The following is a 26,467-nucleotide window of genomic DNA, read 5'->3' on the forward strand; positions in this document are numbered from 1 at the left end:
TCAGACGCCGGATAATGCGACAGATTGTCCGATATAAGCATCATTGTGCAGTGCTTTCAGCATAAAATGTGCCACATCTGCGCGGGCTATACGACCACTTCCTGCTGGTACACCCTGTGCTGTTTCAAGATAATGAGCCGAAAGCGCATCATTAGTTAAGCCAAGCGGGCGCACAATGGTTGCAGACAGACCGGCTGCCTGAATGATTCCGATTGCCGCCCGATGGTCTGCCAGCGGATAACGTAAAAATTCCATTGCAGCCTGACCGCGCTCTCCTTCAAGTTCATTATCCACGCCGGCAGAGGCGCAATACACAATACGTTTAATGCCATGTTTCTGTAATTGTGTAACGATGTTGTCAAGCATGCGCTGCAAATCATCACCCGGTTTAACTCCCTGATTGGTATTCAGAGCAGAAGCGACAGCATCATACTGGCTGTTACCGCTAAATAGTGCCGCTACATCAGTAGCGTTAAATGCATCACAGTGGCGAATATGTAATTTAGGATGCTGTAAATCAAATTTTTCCGGTGAACGTAGTGCAGCAGTTACTTCATCTCCGCTGTCTAATGCCTGCTCAACCAATGCTCTGCCAACGCCGCCACTGGCACCAAAAATCAGAATATGCATAAAAATTCCCCCGCTGAATAGTTAAAATTAATTCAATAACCCAATGTTAGCAAAATAATCACGATAAATTGCTGCCTTGCGTTCCAGTGCAAGCGGATAAGCGCGCGATGAAGAAGGCAGTCTGGATAAAGTTAAATGCCGGCTGTCCAGTATAGTGTGACTGGGATGGCCGATAGTCGGTACAGGCGTATCTGCTGGTAATAGTTGTAATAATGTGCTGGTAGCTTTGTCTCCGGTAGTCATAATATGCTGACAGTGCGTAATCTGAGTCAGTACTGCCGATAAGTTTACCGGTGTAACAACTTCGAGGAATTTGTCGGCTGCATTATTTTGTAAACGTCTGATCTGATAAGCAGCGTCATTAATGGCTATACCGCGTTCTGATAAAAAAGTACGGATGAGTTTCTCGTTGAATGCTTTATTGTTATCAGTAAAAAAGTAATCTTTGTCCTGAAAAAATACCAGCCCGAAAATACGCCACATATCATTTTGCAGATTCGGGTAATAAAAATTCATTTTCCATCGTCCGGCAGGCGGAGGGAATGACCCGAGCATCAGCAGCCGCGCATTTGCAGGTAAAAAAGGTTTCAGCGGGTGTGTTTCAACAATAATTTCAGCCATAAGTATCTATAATATAACCCGTACTTACTAGCAGCGACCAAACAGACAGGCTACCATATGAGCCTGTTCATCTGTATAACCCGCTTCTCCCAGCCGTGCAGCCATTACCCATTCACTGGAAAAGCCTTGCTGACTACTGTATTCCTGCCATAAACGCAGTTGTTCGGTTTTATTACCATTTTTTTTGGCAAGTTGCAGACGTTGCCTGATTTCCGGTGGTATAGATTCATCCATTATTATTTCCTTATAGTTCAGATATCCTGTCCCAGATTTTCATAGCGACGGTGAAACCACAACAGGCAGGCACAACCAATTAATGTCAGTGGCACCCCGAGTAATGCCGGATATTGATACCCCCAGTGATGGCTGATCGCCAGCCCACCATTATAAGAACCAATGGCATTACCCAGATTAAATGCCATCTGTACACTGGCGGCTCCAAGCAAGGCACCGCCCGGAGAGTGACGCAGTAATAACAATTGCTGTGGTGCGGATACGGCAAACAGACAGAATGTACATACACACATCAGTATGGCTGATAACCAGCTATTCGAAGCAAACAGGAAAATCAGTAATAGTGCTGCGGCTGCCAGTCCCTGTAAGCCGGCTGCGACCTGACCCGGTGTATAACGGTCGGCCAGACGGCCACCGCACCAGTTACCGGCGACCATACCGGCGCCGGCCAGTACCATCAGTAAGCTGACCTGATTACCACTGAAACCGGATACCTGTGTGAGTAAGGGGCTAATATAGCTGAACCAGCAGAAAATCCCGCCGTTACCAAACATGGTGGCAGCCAGTATCAGCCATGGTGCAGCAGATTTCAGAAAACGGAATTGTCCCAGAATACCGGTATCGGGTAAACGATCCATTTGCGGGATAAAACGCCGTAAAGTGAATACCAGTATGATGGCCACTACAGCCACCAGAGTAAATACCAGACGCCAGCTTAAATGCAAACTCAGCCATGTACCTACTGGTACACCAATCAGATTGGCTACTGTCATTCCGGCAATCATCAGTGCTACAGCCTGCGCAGAACGTCCCGGCGGAGCAAGTTTGGTAGCAACAATGGAGCCGATACCGAAGTATGCGCCATGCGGCAGACCGGAAATAAAACGTGCTACCAGTAAAGTCATATAGCCCGGAGATAATGCAGCCAGTATATTACCAATGGCAATCAATGCCGATAATGACAATAAAATAGTTTTGGGTGGCAGACGGTAACTTAATACCAGCAGCCATGCACCGCAGCAGACACCGATTGCATAAGCAGCAATAAAATGTCCGGCCTGAGCGATACTGATATTCAGTGAAACCGCTACATCCGGCAGAATACCCATCATGCTGAATTCTGCCATACCCAGTGCAAATGTGCCTAACGATAATGAAAGTAAACTTTTCAGTAGCATAATAATTTACAGCTATAGTTTGTTCAGCAATTAGCGATAAGTTTAGACGCAGCTTGCCGGCTTGTCACTTTTCGCACTGGTAAATACCAGAATCATATAAACAAATTTTGTTTAGCCACGCGGAGCAAGCAAAATGATTGCAGCACCAAGCAGGCATACCAGTGCACCACTGATATCCCATTTATCCGGTACAGATCCTTCTACCAGCCAAGACCACAGCAACGAACAGCAGATATAAATACCACCGTAAACGGCATATGCCCGTCCGGCAATATTGCTTTCCACCAGCGTCAGCAACCATGCAAACAACAACAGTGACAGTGTGCCGGGTAATAGCCAGAGTACTGATTTGCCCATGCGTTGCCAGACCCAGAAAGAAAAACAGCCGCTGATTTCAGCAACAGCAGCCAGAAAATAATAAACAAAAGATTTCATGGTGAGTTTTCGAATCAGTCTGATTGATTGTGGCCACCTGCCTTGCAGATGCAGAAATAAAGAGAACCGCTTATACCATAATAGTCTTACCTGCACCGGACAATCTGATTTCAGCAGGATATCTGCCAAAGGTGAGTGCTGTTGCCAGTGTAACTGCAATACAAAACCTGATTCAAACCTTGCTGTTCTGAATTTAAATACATTATCAAAATAATTAATTGATTCTGCTGATGTCCGGTTATTTATTGGTATTAAATTGACCAGCAATAACCATATAAACATTGTTTATTCAATAAATTTTTATTTTAGAGTATATTAATATGTAAATAAAATTTATTGTCTATTCTCGGAGCAAAAAATGAAAAAAGCAATTGTCCAGTTTTCAACCATTAATGCATTGATGGCAGGGTTGTTTGATGGAGTATTTAGTGTGGGAGAAGCAAAAAAATATGGTGATTTTGGTTTAGGCTGTTCTCATGCGCTGGCCGGTGAGGTAATTGTTGACCATGATTTTCTGGAGGCCGACGGTGATAAGGCGGTTAAGGTAATGGGAGATAATGAGCTGTTGCCGTTCGTACAGGTTACAACATTTCAGCCTGATAAAGTTGTGGATATAACTGATGTCTGTAAAAGCAATTTGTATGCGCATCTGGCGCACTATCTGCCTCTGGATAATGTATTCGTGGCAGTAAGAATCAGCGGACAGTTTGATGAGCTGAAGATTCGTCGTCCGTTTGCTCAGCATAAACCTTATCCGTCTGTTGTTAAAGTTTTTGAACAGCAAGTCGTGGATACGGTAGAGAAGGTCACTGGCACATTAATCGGTTTCTGGACGCCAGAGTTTTTCAAAGAATTATCTGTAGCCGGTTTTCATCTGCATTTTATTGATACTACACGTAAACTTGGTGGTCATGTTATAGATTTTTCTGCAAGTAATGCTGAGCTGGCATATGAGTGCAAACAATCGATTCAAATTGCTTTACCTGAAAGTGAAGAATATTTACGCAAGAATCTGAAAATGGATAATTTAAATAAAGTTATTAAGCAAGTAGAAAATTAATCAGCGCGTGTTACACTATTATTGATTATCTGGAGTAAATTAAGGGGAGAGGACAAAATTTTCCGGTATTACCGGATAACTCCTGCCTGTATCTGCTCTGAAAGTGTCAGCCATGAAAAAAATAATTGCGCTATTCTGTTTGTGCTTATTGGCAGCCTGTAACCGGCAGCCGGAAGAATCTGGTGCAGCTTCTGCAGAAGCTGCCAGTAAACCTCGGCATATGCCTCTGGCTATTGATCCGGTATTGACTACGTCTGTAGATCAGCAATTGCTGGCATTACAGAAGAAACTGCCACAGCAACACAAACAGAATCTGTTTACAGCAGCTGTACGGCACAATCAGACTATTTATTATTCGTATACCATGCTGGACAGTAAGCGAAATCAGGCTAATTTCAATCCGGCATCAGTGAAAAAAGATTTAGAGCAGGCGTGCCGTCAGCCTCTGACGCGGCGTATGTTACTGGGGGGATTTAATTTTGTGTATGTTTATACTTTTCAGGATCATTCACAGGTAAGTGTGCCGTTGTCTGGCAAAGATTGTCGCTAAGATACTATATGCAGGCTGTTTAATGAAAAAAAGGGGCAGAGATGCCCCTTTATAGCGGTCTTTTGTCTATTGCTGTTTTAACCGGGCAAATGCTGCCGCCATAGCATTATCTGTGCCGGATACATTTTGTGTTTTACCATTTTGCCGGCGTGGTCGTTCGTGTTGGCGGGATGCAGGCTGAGCATCGTCGTTCAGACGCATCGACAGAGCAATACGTTTACGCGCTATATCAACATCGATAACCTTCACTTTAACCACATCGCCGGTTTTAACAATATCACGTGGGTCAGCAATATAGCGGTCAGCTAAGGCAGAAACATGTACCAGTCCGTCCTGATGCACACCAATATCGACAAAAGCACCAAATGCGGCCACATTACTGACTACGCCTTCAAGAACCATGCCGGGTTTAAGGTCGCTGATGTCTTCGATACCATCAGCAAATGTTGCGGTCTGGAATTCACCGCGCGGGTCACGACCGGGCTTTTCCAATTCAGCCAGAATGTCGTTAATCGTAGGTAAACCAACAGTAGCATCGATGTAATCTGTGGGTTTAAGTGTTTTGAGCACGCTGTGGTTGCCAATCAGCTGGTCAGCACGCAGCTGAGCCGTTTTGAGCATTCTAGCAACGATAGGATAGCTTTCCGGATGGACTGCACTGGCATCCAGAGGTTCATCACCGCCCTGAATACGCAGAAAGCCGGCTGCCTGTTCAAAAGTTTTACTGCCCAGACGCGGTACTTTAAGCAGAGTTTTGCGATTGGCAAAAGCGCCATTCTGGTCACGATAACTGACAATATTCTGTGCCAGTGTACTATTAAGACCGGAAATACGCGCCAAAAGGGCGACTGATGCGGTATTCACATCCACTCCGACAGCGTTTACACAATCTTCCACAACTGCATCCAGACTTTTGGCTAGCTGGCTCTGGTTAACATCATGCTGATATTGACCAACACCAATTGATTTAGGGTCGATTTTCACCAGTTCTGCCAGCGGGTCTTGCAGGCGGCGGGCGATAGAAACAGCACCGCGCAGACTGACATCCAGCTCAGGAAATTCTTTGGCTGCTAAAGCAGAAGCGGAGTAAACAGAGGCACCAGCTTCAGAAACAACGATTTTTTGCAAATGATAATCAGGCAGGGCACGAATCAGTTCACCGGCCAGCTTGTCGGTTTCACGACTGGCCGTACCGTTACCAATAGCAATCAGCCGGACTTTATATTGTTTTACCAGATGCATCAGTGCAGTCAGAGCACCTTTCCAGTCGTTACGCGGCTGGTGCGGATAGATAGTAGCTGTTTCCAGTAGCTTACCGGTATCATCCACTACCGCTACTTTTACTCCGGTACGGATACCGGGATCCAGCCCGATAGTGGTAAGACGGCCGGCCGGAGCTGCAAGCAGCAAATCTTTCAGATTTTGGGCAAATACACTGATGGCAGCCTGATCAGCATTTTCTTTAAGTCGGTTGAGGGCTTCAAGTTCTAATGAAAGAAAAATTTTGGCACGCCAGCTTAAGCGCACTGTGTCACGTAACCAGCGGTCAGCAGCACGTCCGATATCTGCGATACCAAACTGTTGTGCAATCAGTTGCTCATAAATACTCTGTTCGCCGGCAGGTGTATCATCAGGCTGGTATTTCAGACTGAGCGACAATATACCTTCATTACGACCGCGCAGTATGGCCAGAGCACGATGGCTGGGCATGCTGTGAATCGGTTCACGGTGATTAAAGTAATCTTTGAATTTCTCACCGGCACTTTCCTGACCTTCGATTACCGTGGCATGGATTTCACCTTCACGCCACAATTTCTCGCGCAAACGTCCTATCAGACCGGCTTCTTCGGCAAATTGTTCCATCAGAATCGCGCGCGCTCCGTCCAGAGCGGCTTTACTGTCAGCGACATTGTCGTTTAAATAATTTTGTGAGGTAATTTCCGGATCCAGATCTGGCTGAGTAAGCAGTGATTCAGCTAATGGTGCCAGCCCGTACTCGCGTGCAATTTGTGCCTTGGTACGGCGTTTGGGTTTATAAGGAAGATAGATATCTTCGAGTGCAGTTTTATTATCAGCGTTTTCTATGCTCTGGCGCAGCTCATCAGTCAGTTTGCCCTGTTCTTCGATGCTGGATAATACAGTTTGTTTGCGTTCCTGTAATTCACGCAGATATTGTAATCGTTCAGCCAGCGTCCGCAGCTGAGTATCATCCAGTCCGCCTGTGGCTTCTTTACGGTAACGTGCCACAAACGGTACCGTAGCGCCATCATCCAGCAGGTCAATCGCTGCCTGAATTCGTGCGGAAGCAACATTCAGCTCCGAAGCAATTTTCTCAGTGATGTTCATAACAGTCTAATAAGCAATAAAAAGGCAAGCATAGCCGGCTGAAGTGGCTTTGTCACCTGTTCATGTCAGTTAAAAAGCCAGTTAGTTATACCAAATGCTGAATAAGATGAGCGGTATCGATAAAAAAGCTATTTGTCTGAGACAAATAGCTTTTAAATATCCTTAGAATCAGGCAGATTTAACCGGCTACCGGATAGGTGCCCGGTATCAGAATATCTTTATTAACGGTTTTGATATCAGTGTGACCGGTAAAGGCCATGCTGATATCCATTTCGTTATAAATAATTTCCAGTGCACGTGTTACACCATCCTCACCATATGCACCCAGACCATACAGGAATGCGCGGCCAATTAGTGTACCCTTGGCTCCCATAGCAATAGCTTTGAGAACATCCTGTCCGCTGCGGATACCACTATCCAGCCAGACTTCAATATTATTGCCTACAGCAGAAATAATATTGGGTAATGCATGGATGGTCGAAGGAGCACCATCCAGCTGGCGACCACCATGATTAGACACTATAATTGCATCTGCGCCGGATTTCACAGCCATTTCTGCGTCTTCGGCATCAAGAATGCCTTTAATAATCAATTTTCCGCCCCATAGATTCTTGATTTCTTCAATGTCTTTCCAGCTGAGGCGCGGATCAAACTGTTCAGATGTCCATGAAGACAGTGATGTCATGTCGGCAACGCCTTTGGTATGTCCGACAATATTACGGAAAGTGCGACGCTGTGTATTCAGCATAGCCAGACACCATTCCGGCTTAGTAGCCAGATTCATCCAGTTGCGCAGTGTGGGTTTAGGCGGAGTGGATAGCCCGTTTTTAATATCTTTATGTCTTTGTCCCAGAACCTGTAAATCAGCAGTAACCACCAATGCTGAGCATTTGGCTTCCTGAGCACGGCGAATCAGATCGCGCATGAATTCGCGGTCACGCATAACATATAATTGAAACCAGAACGGAGCGCTGGTATTTTCGGCCACGTCTTCAATAGAACATATAGACATAGTAGACAGCGTAAACGGCACACCGAATTTTTCGGCCGCACGTGCAGCCAGAATTTCTCCGTCGGCATGCTGCATACCGGTTAATCCGGTAGGTGCCAGTGCCACCGGCATTTTTACTGTCTGACCTGCCATTGTTGTTTCCAGTGTACGGCCGGTCATATCGGTCAATACACGCTGGCGTAATTTAATTTCCTGAAAATCATTACTATTGGCATGATAGGTAGATTCAGTCCACGAACCAGTATCAGCATAATCATAAAACATCTTAGGTACTTTGCGTTTGGCAACTTTACGCAAATCTTCGATACAGGTTATTTTGCTTAATTTGTTTTGCATGTGGATACCTATTTTTCAAATTTTCTTTGAAGAAAACAGTCTTAGCTAGAGAAGATAATGTTATACATCAATTTTATTCGGTTGTAATCACCATCATTGATTTCCAACTGATTCTTAAATAGTTATTCATCTGCCGGAATCAGAATGAAGCTGGCAGACAGGAATCAGAATTCAGACAACGCGCGATAGTTTATATATCATCACCATAATCAGAATTAGCAGGCAGCTAATGCCAACCAGCATAGTCCATGGTCCCCAGCGTTGTGAGCGTCCGCAAAATCCGGCAGTTAGTATGGCACAACAGACACCAAGTAAAATCAGTAAAATATAAAAATCCATCTTTCGCTCCAGTTGTATTTCTTTATTGTAAATAATCGCTACGATTATTGTAACGGTCAGTTTGCCAATATGTCTGTTTTTTTACAGGACATTAAATATTCACAATTTCTGCTTATTGATATTTTTATCTGTATAAATGATTATAAACTGGTAATAATAATAAAATCAGAAATTTTGCGGCAGAAATGACAGATATAAATGGTATTTTTTAGTCTGCAAAGCAATGGCAAGATAAAATAAAACCCCGCTTGGAAGCGGGGTTAAATAGTATCAGGAAAAAATTAGTCTTTTTTCTCTTTATCTTTTACTTCTTCAAATTCAGCGTCTACAACATCATCGCTGCCTTTGCTTTGCGACTGTTCAGTCTGGGCACCAGCTTGCTGACCTTCGGCCTGTGCCTGAGCATACATCATTTCGCCCAGTTTCTGGCTGGCTGTACCTAAAGCCTCGGCTTTAGCATCAATTGCAGCTTTATCTTCGCCTTTAACAGCTTCTTCAGCTTCCTTGATGGCTGCTTCAATTTTTTCTTTTTCAGCAGCATCCAGTTTGTCGCCATATTCAGTCAAGGATTTCTGTACTGAATGAATCAAAGCTTCAGCCTGATTGCGACTGCTTACCAGTTCGGATAGTTTGCGATCTTCCTCAGCATTAGCTTCTGCATCTTTTACCATGCGTTCGATTTCTTCTTCGCTCAGACCGGAAGAAGCCTGAATGGTGATGTTGGCTTCTTTGCCAGTACCTTTGTCTTTTGCAGATACATGCAAAATACCGTTGGCGTCGATATCAAAAGTTACTTCTACCTGAGGCACACCACGGGGTGCAGGAGGAATATCACCCAGATTAAACTGTCCCAGACTCTTATTAGCAGAAGCACGTTCACGTTCACCCTGTAATACATGGATGGTTACCGCACTTTGATTATCTTCAGCTGTAGAGAATGTTTGAGTTGCTTTAGTCGGAATGGTAGTGTTTTTGTTGATGAGTTTAGTCATCACACCGCCCATGGTTTCAATACCCAGAGACAAAGGTGTTACATCAAGTAACAGCACGTCGTTACGGTCACCGGCCAGTACGGCACCCTGAATAGCAGCACCTACAGCAACAGCTTCATCAGGATTAACATCACGGCGCGGTTCTTTACCGAAGAAATCTTTAACAGCTTCCTGTACTTTTGGCATACGGCTTTGACCGCCTACCAAAATAACATCATTAATATCATTTACGCTCAGACCGGCATCTTTAATTGCAGTGCGGCAAGGTTCGATCGAGCGGGTAATCAGATCTTCTACCAGACTTTCAAACTTGGCACGGGTAATTTTCATCGCCAGATGTTTCGGGCCGGAAGCGTCCATGGTGATGTAAGGCAGATTGATTTCTGTCTGCTGACCACTGGAAAGTTCGATTTTCGCTTTTTCGGCAGCTTCTTTCAGACGTTGCAGAGCCATTACATCATTTTTCAGATCGATACCCTGATCTTTTTTGAATTCATCAATGATGTAGTTAATCAAACGCTGGTCGAAGTCTTCGCCGCCCAGGAATGTATCACCATTGGTGGCCAGTACTTCAAACTGTTTGTCGCCATCAACTTCAGCGATTTCAATAATAGAAATATCAAATGTACCACCGCCAAGGTCGTATACGGCAATCTTGCGGTCGCCTTTTTCGCCTTTATCCATACCGAAAGCCAGAGCTGCGGCAGTTGGTTCATTGATAATACGTTTTACATCCAGACCGGCAATACGACCGGCGTCTTTAGTAGCCTGACGCTGGCTGTCATTAAAATAAGCCGGCACGGTAATAACAGCTTCAGTTACTTTTTCACCCAGATAATCTTCAGCTGCTTTTTTCATTTTACGCAATACTTCGGCAGATACTTGCGGAGGTGATAATTTTTCACCATGTGCTTCTACCCATGCGTCGTTATTATTTGCTTTAACAATCTGAAAGGGCATAGATTTAATGTCGCGCTGTACTTCAGCATCATCAAATTTGCGGCCGATTAGACGTTTTACAGCATAAATAGTATTTTTCGGATTGGTAACAGCCTGACGTTTGGCTGGTGCACCTACCAGAATTTCGTTATCGTCCAGATAAGCAACAATTGAAGGCGTAGTACGTGCACCTTCCGCATTTTCAATTACTTTAGTCTGGCCACCTTCGGAAATGGCAACACAGGAGTTGGTGGTACCTAAGTCAATACCGATTACTTTTGCCATAATTAATAATCTCCTAATTATTTAATTTCGTACTTTGCGCCGCTATATTACGGCTGCAAACAGGGTGGTTAATTACCACCGCCATACTATTGCTAATGAATCGTAAATGGGTATGCCCGGCACGATTTCAAGCATAGTTTTGCAAAATTTATCTATTTAATCGCATCCGGAAAATCTGCTTTAACATCAATAGCGTTTACTTACACAGCTGTATGTTATATTCATTCAGGCTTAAACAGTATAATCATCTGACTTTCGTTAATACCGTCTGATACTTTTTTGCTTTATATCAGACGGTATTTTGCTATAAAAGTATACAATCACATTCAGGTTAGTGATTTCTGTCTGGCTGTAGTCTGTATCTTTATGATTTAGGAGTATGTTGTATGCCTGTAAAAATTGGGTTTAAACCCATTCCCGCGGCTATTGCGCTGATAATCGCTCTGATTATCTGGTTCATACCGGTTCCAGAGGGGGTTTCACCTCAGGCATGGCATTTACTGGCCATGTTTGTCGGAGTTATTGCTGCCATTATCGGCAAAGCAATGCCAATTGGTGCACTATCTATTATTGCCATTATGCTGGTTGCCTTAACCGGTGTAACCAATAATGATCCCAGTAAGGCTATGGGTGATGCCTTAAGCAGTTTTGGTAATCCGCTGATCTGGTTGATTGGTGTGGCAATTATGATTTCGCGCGGTTTATTAAAAACCGGTCTTGGTGCACGTGTGGGCTATCTGTTCATTAGGTTATGGGGTAAACGTACGCTAGGTGTTGCCTATAGTCTGGCCGTAGTGGAATTAATACTGGCTCCGGTTACACCGAGTAATACTGCTCGTGGCGGTGGCATTATTCACCCAATCATGAAGTCTATTGCATCCAGCTATGATTCTGATCCTGAAAAGGGCACAGAAAAACGTATGGGTAAATTTTTGGCTCTGGTAAATTATCATGCCAATCCCATCAGCTCAATCATGTTTATTACTGCTACCGCTCCTAACCCGTTAATTGTGAGGCTAATTGCCGATGTAACCAATAAAAATATTAATCTGACATGGGGTACATGGGCTTTGGCAATGTTAATACCGGGTCTGATAGCGATGTTCCTGATGCCACTGATTATTTACTGGTTGTATCCGCCTGAAATCAAGCAAACACCCAATGCCGTTGCTTTTGCTCAAGAGCGTCTGAAAGAGCAGGGGCCGATGACCCGTGATGAAAAAATCATGCTGGGTATTTTTGCAGTATTGCTGATTTTATGGGCAGGTGTGCCGGCCATGCTGTTTGGTGACGCATACATTATAGACGCGACCACTACTGCATTCATTGGTTTGTCATTGTTATTGTTAACCGGTGTATTAAGCTGGGATGATATTCTGAAAGAAAAAAGTGCATGGGATACCATTACCTGGTTTGCTGCATTAGTCATGATGGCTACTTTCCTGAATAAACTCGGATTGATTAAATGGTTCTCTGGTGTGCTGGAAAGCAGCATAGGCGGACTGGGTATGGGCTGGATGGGTGCCTGTGCCTTATTATTACTGGCTTATATGTATGCGCACTATATGTTTGCAAGTACTACTGCTCACATTACAGCCATGTTTGCTGCCTTCTATTCTGCCGGTCTGGCGCTTGGCGCACCTCCGATGCTGTTTGCACTGATGATGGCTGCAGCTTCCAGCATCATGATGACACTAACGCATTATGCTACTGGTACTTCACCTGTGATATTCGGTTCAGGCTATGTTACTTTAGGCGAATGGTGGAAAGTCGGTTTCATCATGAGTGTAGTCGAACTGATTATATTTGTGGCTATCGGTGGTGTTTGGTGGAAAGTTCTGGGTTATTATTAATCTGATTAATCTATTATTGCAGGCTGCCATAAAGCATGGCAGCCTGTTTTATTGTTTGAAATCAAATTCAATGAATTTTTAAAGAATTTCACTTGTTGCGTTTGTATAGAATGGGTTATGATGCCCTGCCTTAAGGGAGTAGTTGCACAGGTGGTTTCTTCAAGCCTGTGGTTACGGTCAACATATTTACAGTTTTTGCTGTATGGTCGTAACGTCCTTGCCTGTTGGCGGACTAACGAGACTTGAGATACATAAAACCGTTACGGCGGGGGTTTTATTGTGTCTTTTGTCTTTTGCCCGCCAACGGTATTCTGAAAATGATTCATGCTTTTCTTTCTTCTGTCATTCCAGTTGCGCTTGCTGAAATTGGTGACAAAACTCAATTACTGACTTTATTTCTGGCAACCCGATTTTCGCGCAAATATTCCATCATTGCCGGTATGCTTTGTGCCACCTTACTTAATCATATTGTTTCTGCATGGTTTGGCGTAGAAGTAGCACGTTTTTTTACACCGCAGTTAATGGGCTGGGTTGTAGGTTTCAGTTTTCTGATAGTGGGTTTATGGCTGTTAAAGCCGGATAAAGATGATGGCGTAGATACTCGTTTTATGCGTTACGGTCCGTTCGTGGCCACCGCAGTATTATTTTTTCTGGCAGAAGTGGGTGATAAAACCCAAATTGCTACTATTTTGCTGGCAGCTCAGTACCGTGATTTGTTTTCAGTAGTTCTGGGTAGTACAGTAGGTTTGTTATTAGCTAATGTTCCGGTAATATTTTTCGGAAACTGGCTGATGCAGCGTTTACCCTTAAACCGTATCCGTATAGGAGCCTGCATTCTGTTCTGTCTTTTAGGTATTATCACCCTGATTCAGACATGGTTATATTAAAAATTATCAGATAACTATGCAAAATTTATAACATTAAGCGGATCCAAATATTATGCAAAAACAGTTGAAACAACGGTGTGAATGGGTCAACGCCGACCCATTGTATGAACATTATCATGATTTTGAATGGGGAAAAATACAGAGAGACGGGCAAAAACTGTTTGAAAAGATTTGTCTGGAAGGTCAGCAGGCGGGCTTATCATGGATTACTGTATTAAAAAAACGCGATGAATACCGGCGTTGTTTCTATGATTTTAATCCGCATCAAATTATTACAATTACCGATATTGAACCACTATTACAGAATTCCGGGCTTATTCGCCATCCGGCCAAACTCAAAGCAATTATTAATAATGCCCATGCATATCTATCTATGCAGCAAAATGGGGAAGATTTTGCCAGTTTTATCTGGTCATTTGTTAATGATCAACCGATTATAAATCACTATAAACATTTATCAGAGGTGCCAACACAGACAGAAATTAGTCGCGCTATGTCCAAAGCTTTAAAAAAGCGTGGTTTTAGCTTTGTAGGTCCGACTACGTGCTATGCGTTTATGCAATCAATGGGATTAGTAAATGATCATTTAACAAACTGTTTTTGTGCCCAGCATTAAAATAACTATTATTTCTGTGATTCATCATGTAATTTGCTTTTAACGTTTACGTAAATAACCTAAAACACGAAAAGAATCTATTTTCCATAATCCATCTTTATAAATTAACGGAAAAGTGGCACGACTACTGGCAGTAGGACCAGGATTTTGCTGAACAATCTCAATATCATTGTCAGTAACTTTACTGATAATGGCTACGTGACCATATTTAGACCAGTCTAAGACAATAATATCGTCAACTTGAGGTTTTGTGGGAGAGCCGTTATGGAACTGAAGTAAATTACGTTTAGGATTAAGATTTCCATCTGGTATCGAATCATCAAAAAATTGTTTGGCATGATCGTAACTGTCAGGCATTTTATGATTAAAGCGTTCATAATAGTAGCGCTTAATAAATTCGACACATTGATACTTTAATCCTAAATTATAGCCATCTGGTGCTATATTTCTTTCACTTACATGGCTGATTTTTCCATTGTAGTAAACCTTAACACCATTGAATTCATCGACAACCGTACCTATTTTGCTTTCATCGACAAAGAGATCTTCATATACATAATAAAAACTGAATCCTAATAATATTAATACAATAATTATTGGGAAGAAAACTTTTTTAGATTTAAGTAAAATTTTGTTTCCCTATTATTTAGTATATTATCATTATGTTAATTAATAATTAAAAGTAAATTTAAGAAGGATGAAGTAATTTTATGATTTTTATTTATGTGGTTAAGTGCAATCTTTGAAATTATCAGAAACATCAGGAGAATAAATTAAATAACGTAAACTCTGTACTTATATTACAATAATATAAAAAATACCCGTACACCAGATAATTTGTCTTACAATTATATTTTGTAAAGATTTCAGTCACTGGTTAATTATCCAAATCAGCAAATTGTGCTATAAAACTACATTGTGTATGTATTTAAATGTGGACGTAACGAGTAATTGTTATGCAAAACAAGTTCAGATTTAGCTTTTATTTCATTATCTGTTTATTGTTTTTCAGTGATATGGATGTAGTTTGGGCTGAAGACACAACAGCATCTGTATCCACAGCCAGTGAGCCTAAATCTGTGGTCTGGTATGCTTGTCCGCTGGCAAATAACCATGTCAGCTATACAACCAAACCTTTAGATGTTCAGTGTCAGATTGCAAAGTATCCACCCGCAGATGATGATAATCTAAAAAAATATTCTCTGGAAAATCAGAATGCTCCGGGTTTGGAGCAATTGCAGCGTCTTTGGTACAGCGCTGAATTTGGACAAGACAGTGACTTAATGAAAACACCGGCTTCTCCCAAAATAGGTATTTCACTGCGACAACAGCCTCCGAAACCTGAAACTGTGACTATGATTAGAAATAAAAATAATATGGCTACAGTCCCGGCTAAAATAATCACTATACCCAAACTGACACCAAAACAACTGGTTCAGCGCGATATTGCCAGTGAACAGAATGCATTAACAATAGCGCAGCAAAAGTTGCGTCAGGCACAAAAGCAGGGAGCAACAGCACAAATTCAGCGCTGGCAACAAAATATAACAGACCGGCAAGCCAATATCCGCGTATTAAAGCAGGAACTAAGCCGATACTAAAAATTAATTTGTTTGCTATTGAATAAATACAAGTACTCAAACTTGCAGCCAGAATGTTACCGGTCCGTCATTAATCAGGGAAACCTGCATATTTGCGGCAAAGATACCGGTTTTAGTCACAATTTGTTTCTGGCATAATTCAACAAAATAATTATACAAATCATTGGCTTTTTCTGGTGCTGCACCTTTGGTAAAACTAGGGCGCATCCCTTTTTTAGTGTCGGCAGCAAGTGTAAATTGCGAAACAACCAGTAACTGACCATTAGCCTGTTTAACGTTCAAATTCATTTTATTATCTTGATCACTAAAAATCCGATAACCAAGTACTTTGTCACAGAGACGTTCAGCTTTTTGTAAATCATCTCCTTCTTCCACACCTAATAACACCAGTAATCCCTGATCTATTTGTCCGACTATTTCAGAGTTTACACAGACGCTGGCTTCTTTCACACGCTGTATTAATGCAATCATAGAAAATCCTGTTTCGAATCTGTTTGAATTTAAATTCATTTATAGATTACAGATTATTTAATCAATTTCATATGATTAAATAATCTGTAATCATATATAACTTAAATCATTAAATCAGAAAATTTTGTGCATCAAAAAACGCCTGCTATAGAGTACAGGCGTTTTTTGATTGCTCTAAAACTTAATCAGCATCATGAATAAATTTTACCCCAGTTAACTGCGAAGCCAGAATAGCAGACTTAATCATGCGCAAGGCTTTAGGACGAACAAAATTTCGTCTGGAGGCCAGAACCACGCGCCGTTCCGGTGTCGGACTAGTAAAAGGAATAATACTGAACAACAGATGATCATTCTCTGTTAAAGCTGTAGCTGGCATGACACTAATACCCAGACCACTAGCCACCATATGTCTAATTGTATTGATAGAACTTCCCTGAATACTATTAGACAGTCCCTGAATTTTCTGACGCGAAGCCAATTCCTGACAGCTAGCCAGTACATTATCACGCATACAGTTGCCTTCGGTGAGCAATAATACCCGTTCTTCACCTAGTTGCTTTGGTGTAACCTCGTCCAATTGCTCGAAAGCATGGCCTTTTGGAACAATAACAAAAAAAGGCTCATCATAAAGCGGAATAGTTTCCAACCCGGTTTCATCAAATGGCTCTGCTACCACAATAGCATCCAGATCACCACGCTTAAGTGATTCTTTTAATACATCCGTATAGTTTTCATCCAGCTGTAATGGCATTTCTGGAGCCATCTCTCGCAAAGATAAAATCAACTTTGGCAGCAGATATGGTGCAATGGTAAAAATCAGACCAAGTTTAAATATTCCTTCCAGCTCACTTTGTTCCTGATTTGCCATCAACTTAATACGATCAGCTTCTTCAAGAACACGGCGAGCCTGTACCACAATTCGCTGGCCAGCATCAGTTGTCATTACCTCATTACTGCTGCGATCAAATAATGCCAGCCCAAGCTCCTCTTCCAGCTTCTTAATTGCAATGGATAAAGTAGGCTGACTTACAAAACATCGCTGGGCAGCACGTCCAAAATGTTTTTCCTGAGCTACAGCCACAATATAGCGCAATTCAGTCAGCGTCATTAACTGGCCTTTTTCTTTCCTGTTTCAGGTAAAGTAATATTCAATGCCAATACATCCATACCGTTTTTCTTTTCCTGAGAAATATGAATATCATTTAAAGAAACATGAACATATTTTGATAACACTTCCAGTAACTCTTTTTGTAGTGTAGGCAAATAGTCCGGTGTATGAGTAGCTCGCTCCTGAGCAATAATAATTTGTAAACGATCGCGAGCCGTTTTTGCGGATTGTTGCTTCTTACCAAAAAGAAAATCTATTATAGACATGTCTTATCCTCCAAACAGTCGCTTGAGAAAACCTTTTTTCTCAGTATCCAGAAAACGGATTGGACGATCCTCGCCCAGCAAACGAGCGACAACATCTTTATAAGCTTCAGCAACAACTGAATTTTCCTGCAAAATAACCGGCGTACCAGAATTAGATGCTTGTAATACATTTTGTGATTCAGGAATAACACCAATTAATGGAATACGCAAAATATCCTGAATATCCTGTACAGACAGCATTTCACCTTTTTCTACACGCTCAGGTGAATAACGGGTAATCAGTAAATGCTCTTTTACCGGTATCCCATTAGTTTCGGCACGGCGAGATTTGCTGGATAAAATACCCAGAATACGGTCAGAGTCACGTACACTGGAAATTTCCGGGTTAGTAGTGACGATGGCTTCATCGGCAAAATATAAGGCCATTAATGCACCTTGTTCAATACCAGCAGGTGAATCGCAGACTACATATTCAAAGCCCATCTTCTCAGTCAGATCTTTTAAAACCTTTTCTACACCATCGCGGGTAAGTGCATCTTTATCCCGGGTCTGAGAGGCAGGTAACACATAAAGATTTTCACAGTGTTTATCTTTAATTAATGCCTGATTCAGGGTAGCTTCATCCTGAATAACATTAATCAGATCATAAACCACACGGCGTTCGCAACCCATAATCAAATCCAGATTACGTAAGCCCACATCAAAATCAATTACCGCAGTTTTATGGCCTGCTAAAGCCAGACCTGTTGAAATACTGGCACTGGTTGTGGTCTTACCAACACCACCTTTACCTGACGTCACCACAATAATCTTTGCCACAATCAAAATCCTTTTTGTTATATAAATGAATCTGTCAATACATTCAAAAATCAGTCATAAAATTAATGTGCCTGAATCGCACTAAGCACCAGCCGGTCATTCTGCAGGAAAATCTGTACAGGGTGACGATACAGATGTGCTGGTAATTGCTGATCAAAAATGCGATAAATTCCTGCTACCGATACCAGTTCGGCCTGCATAGACTGTGCAAAAATGCGAGTATCCTTATTTCCGGCAGCACCAGCCAAAGCCCGGCCGCGTAAAGGGCCATAGATGTGAATATTGCCATCCGCAATAATTTCCGCCCCTTCACTTACCAGTCCCAGAACAATTAAATCAGATTTTTCTGCATAAACCTGCTGACCGGTACGAATAGTGCGATCTATTACCAGCGTTGGTAAGGCAGAAACAGATGAAGTAAATTTTTCTTTTTCAGTAATTTGTGGTATTTGCGCCTCAGTTACAGCTTTGACGCGTGCACTGGCCTGTTCCTCTGGAAGAATGCTAAAGGCAATATTATGCTGTTTGGCCAGATTGGACCAGGATAAATCGGTATGGCGGATAGCAATAATGCGCAAATTATATCGTGCAAACAGCGCAATCAGCTTCGCTAAATTCACATTTGCCTGATTGGAAAGATTTTGCAGATCCAGAGTAAAAGGCATATTGCGTAAATTACCAAAACGTTCTGCCCGTTGCTTTAGTTCCTGGTTAATCAAAGTCAGATCATCTGTCAGTAATTGTACTGACAGCGTGTCCAGACGCGCAGATTTCACATTAAAAGCAGCATTCATTAACGTGTTTGCCCAAGTAAATTATGGTTAGAATATAGAGTAAGTATTGAAGTGTACCGTTTTGGTTAAAAGGCTTCAATTGCAACACGAAGCCTCAGGTAAAATAATCGTCTTTTAGTTAGAAAAATTAATAATGACAACTAGCTCCATTTGCCTGAAAAAAGCACACAGGCCAAGCGTAAACATTGTTGGTGCAGGTAAGGTTGCCTCAACATTAGCCATAATCTGGCATCAAAGTAAACTGATTAATATTCAAGCAGTCTGGAATCGTAATTTTTCAGCTGCAGAGTATCTTAAAAATCACATACCGCACATCCAAGTACACAAACAGCTAGAAACATTACCACCAGCGGATATTATAGTCATAGGTGTTAGCGATCAGTTCATTGAAGAAATTAGTAGGAAAATACATCAAATTGACTGGCTAAAGGCTGACACATTGATACTTCATTTTAGTGGTGCATTAAATAGCAATATATTAATACCAAACAATCAACAAAAATTATTAGTAGGTTCATTACATCCGGTATTTGCCTTTGCTTCGATAGAAACGGCCATCAATACTTTACCGGGGCATCTATGTGCAATAGAAGGCGATGCAGAAGCATTACCTTTATTATATAAATTGGCACAGGCAGCAAACTTATCCTACTTTAATATTGATTCTGCTCAGAAAAGCCGTTATCACGCCGCTCTCTCCATCAGTGCAAATTTTTTAGTAACATTAAATGCTTTCGCAAGAAATATATTAGCTTCACTGTCTTTGTCGCAAGAATTAGCAGAAATTCTAGTAAATCAACTAATGCAGCAAAATCTCGATCAATTACAGATGATGTCTCCAGACAAAGCCTTAACCGGCCCCATTAAACGTGGTGACAGCAATACCATTGCCCGCCACTGGCAATCATTAAAACAATCAGAACAAACACTATATAAAGCATTGGCAGAGCAAACCTTACACTTAACCACATTGAGTGCAGAAAAACAGCAACAGATTTTGCAAATAATCAATTCGCAAGAAAATTAGAAAGTACATACACAGCTAAAGAATACAAATTTGATGTAATCAAAAATAATGGATCAAAAATAAACTCAGATAAAACAGTTGAATGAGGAGGAAGTCAAAAATAAATGCAGGCAGGAGTTGACAGAGGATTTGTGGAGGCGTATAGTTCGCCTTCTTCGCTGATGACGCGACACGAAACAAACGAACAGTTTAAAGTAGAACGCAGTCGAAAGCAACGCTCTTTAACAGAACAGATTACCGATAAGTGTGAGTGCCAAGCGGCCTCACACTGATTCAGAGAGACAAGATAAAAACATTTCTTGTCAATAACTTTGAAGCAGACCAGTGAAACCGAAGGGGACTTCGGGATTACAAAAAAGCTAAGATTAAACATAAGAGTTTGATCCTGGCTCAGATTGAACGCTGGCGGCATGCTTTACACATGCAAGTCGAACGGCAGCACGGAGAGCTTGCTCTCTGGTGGCGAGTGGCGAACGGGTGAGTAATGCATCGGAACGTACCGAGTAATGGGGGATAACTGTCCGAAAGGATGGCTAATACCGCATACGCCCTGAGGGGGAAAGCGGGGGATCTTAGTGACCTCGCGTTATTTGAGCGGCCGATGTTGGATTAGCTAGTTGGTGGGGTAAAGGCCTACCAAGGCGACGATCCATAGCGGGTCTGAGAGGATGATCCGCCACATTGGGACTGAGACACGGCCCAAACTCCTACGGGAGGCAGCAGTGGGGAATTTTGGACAATGGGGGGAACCCTGATCCAGCCATGCCGCGTGTCTGAAGAAGGCCTTCGGGTTGTAAAGGACTTTTGTTAGGGAAGAAAAGCCGGGTGTTAATACCACCTGGTGCTGACGGTACCTAAAGAATAAGCACCGGCTAACTACGTGCCAGCAGCCGCGGTAATACGTAGGGTGCGAGCGTTAATCGGAATTACTGGGCGTAAAGCGAGCGCAGACGGTTAATTAAGTCAGATGTGAAATCCCCGAGCTCAACTTGGGACGTGCATTTGAAACTGGTTAACTAGAGTGTGTCAGAGGGAGGTAGAATTCCACGTGTAGCAGTGAAATGCGTAGAGATGTGGAGGAATACCGATGGCGAAGGCAGCCTCCTGGGATAACACTGACGTTCATGCTCGAAAGCGTGGGTAGCAAACAGGATTAGATACCCTGGTAGTCCACGCCCTAAACGATGACAATTAGCTGTTGGGACACTAGATGTCTTAGTAGCGAAGCTAACGCGTGAAATTGTCCGCCTGGGGAGTACGGTCGCAAGATTAAAACTCAAAGGAATTGACGGGGACCCGCACAAGCGGTGGATGATGTGGATTAATTCGATGCAACGCGAAGAACCTTACCTGGTCTTGACATGTACGGAATCTCTTAGAGATAGGAGAGTGCCTTCGGGAACCGTAACACAGGTGCTGCATGGCTGTCGTCAGCTCGTGTCGTGAGATGTTGGGTTAAGTCCCGCAACGAGCGCAACCCTTGTCATTAGTTGCCATCATTAAGTTGGGCACTCTAATGAGACTGCCGGTGACAAACCGGAGGAAGGTGGGGATGACGTCAAGTCCTCATGGCCCTTATGACCAGGGCTTCACACGTCATACAATGGTCGGTACAGAGGGTAGCGAAGCCGCGAGGTGAAGCCAATCTCAGAAAGCCGATCGTAGTCCGGATTGCACTCTGCAACTCGAGTGCATGAAGTCGGAATCGCTAGTAATCGCAGGTCAGCATACTGCGGTGAATACGTTCCCGGGTCTTGTACACACCGCCCGTCACACCATGGGAGTGGGGGATACCAGAATTGGGTAGACTAACCGCAAGGAGGTCGCTTAACACGGTATGCTTCATGACTGGGGTGAAGTCGTAACAAGGTAGCCGTAGGGGAACCTGCGGCTGGATCACCTCCTTTCTAGAGAAAAGAAGGGGCTGATTGGCATTCACACTTATCGGTAAACTGAAAAGATGCGAGAAGAGACTGAATAAACTGGGTTTGTAGCTCAGCTGGTTAGAGCACACGCTTGATAAGCGTGGGGTCGGAGGTTCAAGTCCTCCCAGACCCACCACTTATTTAAGGACAGAGGGGGCATAGCTCAGTTGGTAGAGCACCTGCTTTGCAAGCAGGGGGTCATCGGTTCGATCCCGTTTGCCTCCACCACCACTCTGAGGAGGTTGGGTTCAGTAAAATACTTTGGAAATTAAAGGCAGTTCAGAGAGCTGATTTTAATTTGCGAAGTAACGCATCGATCTTTAACAAATTGGAAAGCCGAAATCAACAAACAAAGATTGGAGCATAGAACTGATTCTGGAGACAGAAGAAGAGAAGTGCTGCAAGAATTGGGTGATGATTGTATCGCTGAACAACGAGCACAAAAGGCGTTGTTCAGACAACCAAAGCAGTAAGCTTTATGAGAGTAAAGGCCTTAAGTCAGAGATACTAGTCAACGGTATGCTGACGAAGTCAGGAGGTTCTTGAAATGATAGAGTCAAGTGAATAAGTGCATCAGGTGGATGCCTTGGCGATGATAGGCGAAGAAGGACGTGTAAGCCTGCGAAAAGCGTGGGGGAGCTGGCAATAGAGCTGTGATCCCGCGATATCCGAATGGGGAAACCCACCATGTATAAGCATGGTATCCTGTACTGAATACATAGGTACAGAGAAGCGAACCTGGAGAACTGAACCATCTAAGTACCCAGAGGAAAAGAAATCAACCGAGATTGCGCAAGTAGTGGCGAGCGAACGCGCAGGAGCCAGTATATGATAGTCACTGAGATAGAAGAACAAGCTGGGAAGCTTGGCCGTAGAGGGTGATAGCCCCGTATTCGAAATTTCAGAGGCGGTACTAAGTATACGAAAAGTAGGGCGGGACACGAGAAATCCTGTCTGAAGATGGGGGGACCATCCTCCAAGGCTAAATACTCATCATCGACCGATAGTGAACCAGTACCGTGAGGGAAAGGCGAAAAGAACCCCGGGAGGGGAGTGAAATAGAACCTGAAACCTGATGCATACAAACAGTGGGAGCGGAGCAATCCGTGACTGCGTACCTTTTGTATAATGGGTCAACGACTTACATTCAGTAGCGAGCTTAACCGATTAGGGGAGGCGCAGGGAAACCGAGTCTTAATAGGGCGTTGAGTTGCTGGGTGTAGACCCGAAACCGAGTGATCTATCCATGGCCAGGTTGAAGGTGCCGTAACAGGTACTGGAGGACCGAACCCACGCATGTTGCAAAATGCGGGGATGAGCTGTGGATAGGGGTGAAAGGCTAAACAAACTCGGAGATAGCTGGTTCTCCCCGAAAACTATTTAGGTAGTGCCTCGAGCAAGACACTGATGGGGGTAAAGCACTGTTATGGCTAGGGGGTCATTGCGACTTACCAACCCATGGCAAACTAAGAATACCATCAAGTGGTTCCTCGGGAGACAGACATCGGGTGCTAACGTCCGGTGTCAAGAGGGAAACAACCCAGACCGCCAGCTAAGGTCCCAAATGACAGATTAAGTGGTAAACGAAGTGGGAAGGCCCAGACAGCCAGGATGTTGGCTTAGAAGCAGCCATCATTTAAAGAAAGCGTAATAGCTCACTGGTCGAGTCGTCCTGCGCGGAAGATGTAACGGGGCTCAAATCTGTAACCGAAGCTGCGGATGTCAGTTAACTGGCATGGTAGGGGAGCGTTCTGTAGGCCGAAGAAGGTGTGTTGAGAAGCATGCTGGAGGTATCAGAAGTGCGAATGTTGACATGAGTAGCGATAAACAGGGTGAAAAGCCCTGTCGCCGAAAACCCAAGGTTTCCTACGCAACGTTCATCGGCGTAGGGTGAGTCGGCCCCTAAGGCAAGGCAGAGATGCGTAGTCGATGGGAAACAGGTTAATATTCCTGTACTTGATTCAAATGCGATGTGGGGACGGAGAAGGTTAGGTCATCGATCTGTTGGAATAGATCGTTTAAGCCGGTAGGTGGAGCACTTAGGCAAATCCGGGTGCTCAACACCGAGAAGTGATGACGAGTGTCTACGGACACGAAGTGACTGATACCACGCTTCCAGGAAAAGCCACTAAGCTACAGTTTGAATGAAACCGTACCGCAAACCGACACAGGTGGGTAGGATGAGAATTCTAAGGCGCTTGAGAGAACTCAGGAGAAGGAACTCGGCAAATTGATACCGTAACTTCGGGAGAAGGTATGCCTCTTATGGTGAAGGATTTACTCCGTAAGCTATGAGAGGTCGCAGAGAATAGGTGGCTGCGACTGTTTAATAAAAACACAGCACTCTGCAAACACGAAAGTGGACGTATAGGGTGTGACGCCTGCCCGGTGCTGGAAGGTTAATTGAAGATGTGCAAGCATCGGATCGAAGCCCCAGTAAACGGCGGCCGTAACTATAACGGTCCTAAGGTAGCGAAATTCCTTGTCGGGTAAGTTCCGACCCGCACGAATGGCGTAACGATGGCCACACTGTCTCCTCCTGAGACTCAGCGAAGTTGAAATGGTTGTGAAGATGCAATCTCCCCGCTGCTAGACGGAAAGACCCCGTGAACCTTTACTGTAGCTTTGCATTGGACTTTGAAGTCACTTGTGTAGGATAGGTGGGAGGCTAAGAAGCAGGAACGCTAGTTCTTGTGGAGCCGTCCTTGAAATACCACCCTGGTGACTTTGAGGTTCTAACCCGGATCCATCATCTGGATCGGGGACCGTGCATGGTAGGCAGTTTGACTGGGGCGGTCTCCTCCCAAAGAGTAACGGAGGAGTTCGAAGGTTACCTAGGTCCGGTCGGAAATCGGACTGATAGTACAATGGCACAAGGTAGCTTAACTGCGAGACCGACAAGTCGAGCAGGTGCGAAAGCAGGACATAGTGATCCGGTGGTTCTGAATGGAAGGGCCATCGCTCAACGGATAAAAGGTACTCCGGGGATAACAGGCTGATTCCGCCCAAGAGTTCATATCGACGGCGGAGTTTGGCACCTCGATGTCGGCTCATCACATCCTGGGGCTGTAGTCGGTCCCAAGGGTATGGCTGTTCGCCATTTAAAGTGGTACGTGAGCTGGGTTTAAAACGTCGTGAGACAGTTTGGTCCCTATCTGCAGTGGGCGTTGGAAGTTTGACGGGGGCTGCTCCTAGTACGAGAGGACCGGAGTGGACGAACCTCTGGTGTACCGGTTGTGACGCCAGTCGCATCGCCGGGTAGCTAAGTTCGGAAGAGATAAACGCTGAAAGCATCTAAGCGTGAAACTCGCCTGAAGATGAGACTTCCCTAGGGATTTAATCCCTCTAAAGAGACGTTCGAGACCAGGACGTTGATAGGTCGGGTGTGGAAGAGTGGTAACACTTGGAGCTAACCGATACTAATTGCTCGTGAGGCTTGACTCTATCATTTGAAGGACTTCGTGCAGTAAATGCACAGAGAATGATAAAGCTTACTGATGAATACACATCATCACCGAGATTAAGGCTTTCTGATTTGACAGTTTAATGTCTGGCGGCCATAGCGGGTTGGTCCCACGCCTTCCCATCCCGAACAGGACCGTGAAACGACCTAGCGCCGATGATAGTATGGATTGCCCATGTGAAAGTAGGACACCGCCAGACTCCCCATAGAAGAACCCGGTTGATTAGTCAACCGGGTTTCTTACTTTAAGTACTGAGAATAAAACAGAAGAAAAAACAATACCGCAGCAGCCCAATGGCTGCTGTTGCTGTATCTAGGTCAGAGAGAGGAAGGACTGCTGACGCAGCGCTTCGTAGAGGACGATGGCGGCGGCGTTGGATAGGTTCAGTGAGCGGATGTGCTCTGACTGCGGAATACGCAGACATTGCTCGGCGCGAGCCTGTGCGAATGCCTGGGGCAGTCCGGTGGTTTCGCGACCGAAGAGAAAGTAGATTTGCTGATTGGGGTCGCTGTAGTCGAACTGAGTGTAGTTGCGAGTGCCGTAGGTTTCTATCAGGTAAACTTGTGCATTAGTTTGAGTTTCGGTTATGCATGATGAATGCTTTAGGTAACTGTATTGATGATGAGTAAACAACTATGTAAAATTATTGCATTATTTTATCGATATGCAGGGGAAAATA

At 43.8% G+C, this 26,467-nt stretch carries 23 protein-coding genes, 2 tRNA genes and 3 rRNA genes; 12 read left to right on the forward strand and 16 right to left on the reverse strand.

Annotated elements, in window-relative coordinates; all coding sequences use genetic code 11:
- From SALWKB2_RS01590 to SALWKB2_RS12470, 5 genes are all read right to left on the reverse strand, one after another.
- Nucleotides 1-630, reverse strand: coding sequence for an NAD(P)-dependent oxidoreductase (locus SALWKB2_RS01590; protein WP_025329942.1), 630 nt, complete (start codon nt 628-630; stop codon nt 1-3).
- A gap of 27 nt (nt 631-657) precedes the next feature.
- Nucleotides 658-1,251 carry a uracil-DNA glycosylase family protein gene (locus SALWKB2_RS01595; RefSeq protein WP_025329943.1) on the reverse strand — a complete coding sequence of 198 codons (594 nt, stop codon included), beginning with the start codon at nt 1,249-1,251 and terminating at the stop codon, nt 658-660.
- Nucleotides 1,252-1,278: 27 nt separating this feature from the next.
- A complete protein-coding gene (locus tag SALWKB2_RS01600; protein WP_025329944.1) occupies nt 1,279-1,485 on the reverse strand; it encodes a hypothetical protein in 207 nt (68 codons plus the stop codon).
- A gap of 17 nt (nt 1,486-1,502) precedes the next feature.
- Nucleotides 1,503-2,663, reverse strand: coding sequence for an MFS transporter (locus SALWKB2_RS01605; protein ID WP_025329945.1), 1,161 nt, complete (start codon nt 2,661-2,663; stop codon nt 1,503-1,505).
- A gap of 111 nt (nt 2,664-2,774) precedes the next feature.
- Nucleotides 2,775-3,380, reverse strand: coding sequence for a YnfA family protein (locus tag SALWKB2_RS12470; protein ID WP_232335828.1), 606 nt, complete (start codon nt 3,378-3,380; stop codon nt 2,775-2,777).
- A 76-nt stretch (nt 3,381-3,456) separates the two neighbouring features.
- Between SALWKB2_RS12470 and budA the strand changes: the two genes are divergently transcribed.
- Together budA and SALWKB2_RS01620 are read left to right on the forward strand one after the other, a co-directional pair.
- Entirely contained in the window at nt 3,457-4,158 is a 702-nt protein-coding gene (gene budA / locus SALWKB2_RS01615) for an acetolactate decarboxylase (protein ID WP_025329947.1), read from the forward strand.
- A 112-nt stretch (nt 4,159-4,270) separates the two neighbouring features.
- Nucleotides 4,271-4,708, forward strand: coding sequence for a hypothetical protein (locus SALWKB2_RS01620; protein WP_025329948.1), 438 nt, complete (start codon nt 4,271-4,273; stop codon nt 4,706-4,708).
- 66 nt (nt 4,709-4,774) lie between these two features.
- Here SALWKB2_RS01620 and SALWKB2_RS01625 read toward each other — a convergent pair whose 3' ends face one another.
- From SALWKB2_RS01625 to dnaK, 4 genes are all read right to left on the reverse strand, one after another.
- Nucleotides 4,775-7,054, reverse strand: a complete 2,280-nt coding sequence (locus SALWKB2_RS01625) for a Tex family protein (protein WP_025329949.1) — start codon at nt 7,052-7,054, stop codon at nt 4,775-4,777.
- A gap of 178 nt (nt 7,055-7,232) precedes the next feature.
- Nucleotides 7,233-8,402: an alpha-hydroxy acid oxidase gene (locus tag SALWKB2_RS01630; protein ID WP_025329950.1), complete on the reverse strand. Its 1,170-nt coding sequence runs from the start codon at nt 8,400-8,402 to the stop codon at nt 7,233-7,235.
- A 171-nt stretch (nt 8,403-8,573) separates the two neighbouring features.
- Entirely contained in the window at nt 8,574-8,741 is a 168-nt protein-coding gene (locus tag SALWKB2_RS12295; RefSeq protein WP_167539456.1) for a hypothetical protein, read from the reverse strand.
- A 281-nt stretch (nt 8,742-9,022) separates the two neighbouring features.
- Entirely contained in the window at nt 9,023-10,957 is a 1,935-nt protein-coding gene (gene dnaK / locus SALWKB2_RS01635) for a molecular chaperone DnaK (protein ID WP_025329951.1), read from the reverse strand.
- 398 nt (nt 10,958-11,355) lie between these two features.
- On the opposite strand from dnaK, the gene SALWKB2_RS01640 reads away from it, so the two are divergent.
- The 3 genes from SALWKB2_RS01640 (at nt 11,356) to SALWKB2_RS01650 (ending at nt 14,313) form a co-directional block, all read left to right on the forward strand.
- Nucleotides 11,356-12,810, forward strand: coding sequence for an anion permease (locus SALWKB2_RS01640; RefSeq protein WP_025329952.1), 1,455 nt, complete (start codon nt 11,356-11,358; stop codon nt 12,808-12,810).
- Nucleotides 12,811-13,130: 320 nt separating this feature from the next.
- The gene (locus SALWKB2_RS01645) at nt 13,131-13,697 is read left to right on the forward strand and encodes a TMEM165/GDT1 family protein (protein ID WP_025329953.1); all 567 of its coding nucleotides are present in this window, start codon (nt 13,131-13,133) and stop codon (nt 13,695-13,697) included.
- 52 nt (nt 13,698-13,749) lie between these two features.
- Nucleotides 13,750-14,313 carry a DNA-3-methyladenine glycosylase I gene (locus tag SALWKB2_RS01650; protein WP_037393194.1) on the forward strand — a complete coding sequence of 188 codons (564 nt, stop codon included), beginning with the start codon at nt 13,750-13,752 and terminating at the stop codon, nt 14,311-14,313.
- Between the two features lie 39 nt (nt 14,314-14,352).
- Here SALWKB2_RS01650 and SALWKB2_RS12475 read toward each other — a convergent pair whose 3' ends face one another.
- Nucleotides 14,353-14,943, reverse strand: a complete 591-nt coding sequence (locus tag SALWKB2_RS12475) for a CHAP domain-containing protein (protein ID WP_025329955.1) — start codon at nt 14,941-14,943, stop codon at nt 14,353-14,355.
- Between the two features lie 386 nt (nt 14,944-15,329).
- Here SALWKB2_RS12475 and SALWKB2_RS01660 point away from each other — a divergent pair, with 386 nt between their 5' ends.
- Entirely contained in the window at nt 15,330-15,914 is a 585-nt protein-coding gene (locus SALWKB2_RS01660; protein ID WP_144353313.1) for a hypothetical protein, read from the forward strand.
- Nucleotides 15,915-15,950: 36 nt separating this feature from the next.
- Here the strand turns inward: SALWKB2_RS01660 and dtd are convergent, their stop codons facing one another.
- From dtd to minC, 5 genes are all read right to left on the reverse strand, one after another.
- Nucleotides 15,951-16,385, reverse strand: coding sequence for a D-aminoacyl-tRNA deacylase (gene dtd / locus SALWKB2_RS01665; protein WP_025329957.1), 435 nt, complete (start codon nt 16,383-16,385; stop codon nt 15,951-15,953).
- A gap of 181 nt (nt 16,386-16,566) precedes the next feature.
- Entirely contained in the window at nt 16,567-17,493 is a 927-nt protein-coding gene (locus tag SALWKB2_RS01670) for a hydrogen peroxide-inducible genes activator (protein ID WP_025329958.1), read from the reverse strand.
- Nucleotides 17,493-17,759, reverse strand: coding sequence for a cell division topological specificity factor MinE (gene minE / locus SALWKB2_RS01675; RefSeq protein ID WP_025329959.1), 267 nt, complete (start codon nt 17,757-17,759; stop codon nt 17,493-17,495). The genes SALWKB2_RS01670 and minE overlap by 1 nt, the downstream gene beginning before the upstream one ends.
- A 3-nt stretch (nt 17,760-17,762) precedes the next feature.
- Nucleotides 17,763-18,578: a septum site-determining protein MinD gene (minD, locus tag SALWKB2_RS01680; protein ID WP_025329960.1), complete on the reverse strand. Its 816-nt coding sequence runs from the start codon at nt 18,576-18,578 to the stop codon at nt 17,763-17,765.
- 62 nt (nt 18,579-18,640) lie between these two features.
- On the reverse strand, nt 18,641-19,372 hold the full coding sequence (minC, locus tag SALWKB2_RS01685) for a septum site-determining protein MinC (RefSeq protein ID WP_025329961.1): 732 nt from the start codon (nt 19,370-19,372) through the stop codon (nt 18,641-18,643).
- Nucleotides 19,373-19,505: 133 nt separating this feature from the next.
- On the opposite strand from minC, the gene SALWKB2_RS01690 reads away from it, so the two are divergent.
- The 6 genes from SALWKB2_RS01690 to rrf all read left to right on the forward strand — a co-directional run bounded on the left by SALWKB2_RS01690 (nt 19,506) and on the right by rrf (nt 25,987).
- A complete protein-coding gene (locus SALWKB2_RS01690) occupies nt 19,506-20,399 on the forward strand; it encodes a Rossmann-like and DUF2520 domain-containing protein (RefSeq protein ID WP_025329962.1) in 894 nt (297 codons plus the stop codon).
- Between the two features lie 367 nt (nt 20,400-20,766).
- Nucleotides 20,767-22,306 (forward strand): 16S ribosomal RNA (locus tag SALWKB2_RS01695).
- A 77-nt stretch (nt 22,307-22,383) separates the two neighbouring features.
- Nucleotides 22,384-22,460, forward strand: a tRNA-Ile gene (locus SALWKB2_RS01700).
- Between the two features lie 16 nt (nt 22,461-22,476).
- Nucleotides 22,477-22,552 (forward strand) — tRNA-Ala (locus tag SALWKB2_RS01705).
- Between the two features lie 326 nt (nt 22,553-22,878).
- Nucleotides 22,879-25,768, forward strand: a 23S ribosomal RNA gene (locus SALWKB2_RS01710).
- A 105-nt stretch (nt 25,769-25,873) separates the two neighbouring features.
- Nucleotides 25,874-25,987: ribosomal RNA gene (rrf, locus tag SALWKB2_RS01715) — 5S ribosomal RNA — on the forward strand.
- The 16S, 23S and 5S rRNA genes sit together here with 2 tRNA genes alongside, the layout of an rRNA operon.
- A 113-nt stretch (nt 25,988-26,100) precedes the next feature.
- On the opposite strand, the gene SALWKB2_RS11820 is transcribed toward rrf, so the two are convergent.
- Entirely contained in the window at nt 26,101-26,421 is a 321-nt protein-coding gene (locus SALWKB2_RS11820; RefSeq protein ID WP_080690422.1) for a tRNA (cytidine(34)-2'-O)-methyltransferase, read from the reverse strand.
- Between the last annotated feature and the right edge of the window lie 46 nt (nt 26,422-26,467).

The sequence above is a fragment of the Snodgrassella alvi wkB2 genome (assembly GCF_000600005.1).
Classification (GTDB): Bacteria; Pseudomonadota; Gammaproteobacteria; order Burkholderiales; family Neisseriaceae; genus Snodgrassella; species Snodgrassella alvi.

Excerpts from the sequence above, each read along its gene's own strand:
- SALWKB2_RS01590 (WP_025329942.1), bottom strand. The coding sequence starts at position 630 with ATGCATATTCTGATTTTTGGTGCCAGTGGCGGCGTTGGCAGAGCATTG.
- SALWKB2_RS01595 (WP_025329943.1), bottom strand. The coding sequence starts at position 1,251 with ATGGCTGAAATTATTGTTGAAACACACCCGCTGAAACCTTTTTTACCT.
- SALWKB2_RS01600 (WP_025329944.1), bottom strand. The coding sequence starts at position 1,485 with ATGGATGAATCTATACCACCGGAAATCAGGCAACGTCTGCAACTTGCC.
- SALWKB2_RS01605 (WP_025329945.1), bottom strand. The coding sequence starts at position 2,663 with ATGCTACTGAAAAGTTTACTTTCATTATCGTTAGGCACATTTGCACTG.
- SALWKB2_RS12470 (WP_232335828.1), bottom strand. The coding sequence starts at position 3,380 with ATGTTTATATGGTTATTGCTGGTCAATTTAATACCAATAAATAACCGG.
- budA (WP_025329947.1), top strand. The coding sequence starts at position 3,457 with ATGAAAAAAGCAATTGTCCAGTTTTCAACCATTAATGCATTGATGGCA.
- SALWKB2_RS01620 (WP_025329948.1), top strand. The coding sequence starts at position 4,271 with ATGAAAAAAATAATTGCGCTATTCTGTTTGTGCTTATTGGCAGCCTGT.
- SALWKB2_RS01625 (WP_025329949.1), bottom strand. The coding sequence starts at position 7,054 with ATGAACATCACTGAGAAAATTGCTTCGGAGCTGAATGTTGCTTCCGCA.
- SALWKB2_RS01630 (WP_025329950.1), bottom strand. The coding sequence starts at position 8,402 with ATGCAAAACAAATTAAGCAAAATAACCTGTATCGAAGATTTGCGTAAA.
- SALWKB2_RS12295 (WP_167539456.1), bottom strand. The coding sequence starts at position 8,741 with ATGGATTTTTATATTTTACTGATTTTACTTGGTGTCTGTTGTGCCATA.
- dnaK (WP_025329951.1), bottom strand. The coding sequence starts at position 10,957 with ATGGCAAAAGTAATCGGTATTGACTTAGGTACCACCAACTCCTGTGTT.
- SALWKB2_RS01650 (WP_037393194.1), top strand. The coding sequence starts at position 13,750 with ATGCAAAAACAGTTGAAACAACGGTGTGAATGGGTCAACGCCGACCCA.
- SALWKB2_RS01660 (WP_144353313.1), top strand. The coding sequence starts at position 15,330 with ATGGATGTAGTTTGGGCTGAAGACACAACAGCATCTGTATCCACAGCC.
- dtd (WP_025329957.1), bottom strand. The coding sequence starts at position 16,385 with ATGATTGCATTAATACAGCGTGTGAAAGAAGCCAGCGTCTGTGTAAAC.
- SALWKB2_RS01670 (WP_025329958.1), bottom strand. The coding sequence starts at position 17,493 with ATGACGCTGACTGAATTGCGCTATATTGTGGCTGTAGCTCAGGAAAAA.
- minE (WP_025329959.1), bottom strand. The coding sequence starts at position 17,759 with ATGTCTATAATAGATTTTCTTTTTGGTAAGAAGCAACAATCCGCAAAA.
- minC (WP_025329961.1), bottom strand. The coding sequence starts at position 19,372 with ATGAATGCTGCTTTTAATGTGAAATCTGCGCGTCTGGACACGCTGTCA.
- SALWKB2_RS01690 (WP_025329962.1), top strand. The coding sequence starts at position 19,506 with ATGACAACTAGCTCCATTTGCCTGAAAAAAGCACACAGGCCAAGCGTA.